Below are 2,475 nucleotides of genomic sequence, written 5' to 3' on the forward strand. Positions count from 1 at the left end.
ATATCGTCGCCGACAAGGACAGCGGGCGATTCCTGGCCCGGCCCGATGCCGGTGCGTTCGAATTCCGTGGCCGGCAGTTCGACATCTCCGGCCGGTTCACGGTGCCGCGCAGCCCACAGGGCAGGCCGGTGATCCTGCAAGCCGGCGTCTCACCGCAGGGACGCGATTTCGCCGCGGCCAATGCCGACGCCATCTTCTCCCCCTACGGCAAGCTTCCCGAGGCCGCGGACTTCTATCGCGACATCAAGGCTCGCGCGGTAGCTGCCGGGCGCTCGCCCGACGACATCAAGATCCTGCCGTCGGCAAGTTTCGTCCTCGGCGACACCGAAGCCGAGGCGATCGAGAAGTACCACGCCATCCGCAACGAACAGGTCACCGGACAGACCGCGCTGATCCTGCTCGAACAGATCTGGAACCGGGACCTGTCCGGCTACGACCCGGAGGGCCCGATCCCCGATATCGAGCCCGATCCCGACGCGGCGCCGTTCATCCAGGGCCGCGCCTTCCTGCACCAGGACCGTTTCGCCACGGTCAAACGGTTGCGCGAGGTCTCCGAGGCCAAGAAGCTGACCCTGCGCGAAACGGTGATCGACCAGTTCGAGCGCGGTCCGATCGTCGGAACACCGGCCCGGGTTGCGGAGAAGATCGACGATTTCGTCAGCAGCGATGGCTCCGATGGTTTCATCCTCGGTTCCCACCTCGTCCCGACCGGCCTGGACGAATTCGTCGACCGCGTGGTCCCGCTGCTCCAAGACCGCGGCGCCCTCCGCACCGAGTACACCGGAACCACCCTGCGAGACAACCTCGGCCTGCCCGACCTCCGATCGGCCACCGTATCCGTCGATGCCTGAGTGATGGTGCTGCTGTGGGTATCTCGTTCCGATGCCCACAGCAGACCGTCCCGCACCCGGCCGGAGAGGACTTCGACACAGGCTCTAGGGTGCCGAGCAGGCAGCAGCGTCCAAAGCGCGCGAACCTTCCTGGTAGCGGTCGTCCATCAGGTCCTGGTTGAGGGCGATGGTGACGGCACGGCCTGTGGTGAGGACTACGCCGTCATAGGTCACGGTGCCCGACAGACCGCCGGTATGACCCCAGAGCTCGTTGCCGCACGACATCGTGATTCGCGCCAGGCCGAGACCGTAGGCCCATGTGCTGTCCACTCCGGTAGGCCGGACATTCTTCATCTCCGCCAATTGCGCGGACGGGAGCAGCTTTCCGTCCAACAGGGCGAGGAAGAAGCGGTTCAGGTCCGCGCCGGAGGCGACCATCGCACCGGCCGCGCCGGCCCACGAGACGTTCTGGCTGGTGTAGTCGACTTGTACGCCACCGATCTCGGTGTACCCCTTCGGATGGGGGCCGCGGATGTCGACTTCATCAGGACTCGGGTAGTAGGTGCTGCGCAAGCCGAGAGGCTCGATGATGCGATGGGTGACCTCGGTGCCTACCGGGTTTCCGGTGATCTGCTCGATCACCATCCCGGCGATGGCGTAGTTGGTGTTGGAATATGCCCATTGCGCACCGGGCTCGAAATCGGCTGGCGCGGTAAGAACGTTGCGGACCACTTGGGCGATATCCGTTATCCCCCAGCGGACTTGCTCGGTGAGGCCCGCGACCTGGCCAGGCTTGGGCGGCGCCCCGAACTCGGCCGCATACTCGGGCAGTCCACTGGTGTGCTGCAACAGGTTTCGGATCTTGATCCGATTGCCGTCGATACCCGGCCCGTGCACCACGCCCGGCAGATACCGTTCCACCGGCGCATCCAGCTCGACCTTGCCCTCGGCCACCAACTGCAGCATCACAGTGGCGACGAACGGCTTGGTGTTGCTGGCAATCCGGAGCCGATCATCGTCGGAAAACGACCTGCCGGTGGCCACGTCGGCCACACCTGCGGTGACTGTCCAGGTATGACTTTTGTCGGTGATCACCGCCTGAGCTCCCGGATAGCCTTGGCGCACCGCGCTGTTCAGCGCGGCCGTGATCTCCGCCCGGCCCGCTTCCGTGGCACCGGGCGAAGTGTCCACGCCGCACGACGTGGCTATCAAGACCGTCATCCCCAGCATCGCAAGTTTCATCCGCATCCCATGAAACTAGGGAGAACGCCCTGCCACGAGAAGCCTGCCGACTCCCCGATACCCGGTAGTGCTGACACTACCGACGACGACTATCGGGTGGCGCGCAGATCTCCGAACACCCCGACGCAGTTACCGCCGGTCGTATCGGTCACTTGAAGCCGTAGGCGCAGCGGCTTGTCGAATTCGAGATGGACCGGCACCGTGGCACCCAGTTTCACCACCACATCGGTGAGCAGCGCTCCGTCGGCGTAGATCTGGAACTGAACAGCGATGTCGCTGGGCGTCGAATCGTCCTGAATGCCCAGCACTCCGTCGAGCCGGGTGAACTTGCGTCCCAGGTCGTACTCGACGAACGCCAACTGCTCGCGGTAGGGCTCGAGCAGGACAGAGCGACTGTAGGAGG

3 protein-coding genes are annotated in these 2,475 nt (G+C 64.9%); 1 reads left to right on the forward strand and 2 read right to left on the reverse strand.

Annotated elements, in window-relative coordinates; all coding sequences use genetic code 11:
• Positions 1–851: LLM class flavin-dependent oxidoreductase (locus tag ACFWF3_RS32095; protein ID WP_379317563.1), on the forward strand; the 851-nt coding region annotated here is incomplete at its 5' end.
• Between the two features lie 84 nt (positions 852–935).
• Here ACFWF3_RS32095 and ACFWF3_RS32100 read toward each other — a convergent pair.
• Both ACFWF3_RS32100 and ACFWF3_RS32105 read right to left on the reverse strand, forming a co-directional pair.
• The gene (locus ACFWF3_RS32100) at positions 936–2,051 is read right to left on the reverse strand and encodes a serine hydrolase domain-containing protein (RefSeq protein WP_379317565.1); all 1,116 of its coding nucleotides are present in this window, start codon (positions 2,049–2,051) and stop codon (positions 936–938) included.
• A gap of 110 nt (positions 2,052–2,161) precedes the next feature.
• On the reverse strand, positions 2,162–2,475 hold a 314-nt coding region (locus tag ACFWF3_RS32105), incomplete at its 5' end, for an NPCBM/NEW2 domain-containing protein (RefSeq protein WP_379317567.1).

Origin of the sequence: Nocardia sp. NPDC060220 (genome assembly GCF_042727815.1) — a bacterium.
GTDB lineage: Bacteria > Actinomycetota > Actinomycetes > Mycobacteriales > Mycobacteriaceae > Nocardia.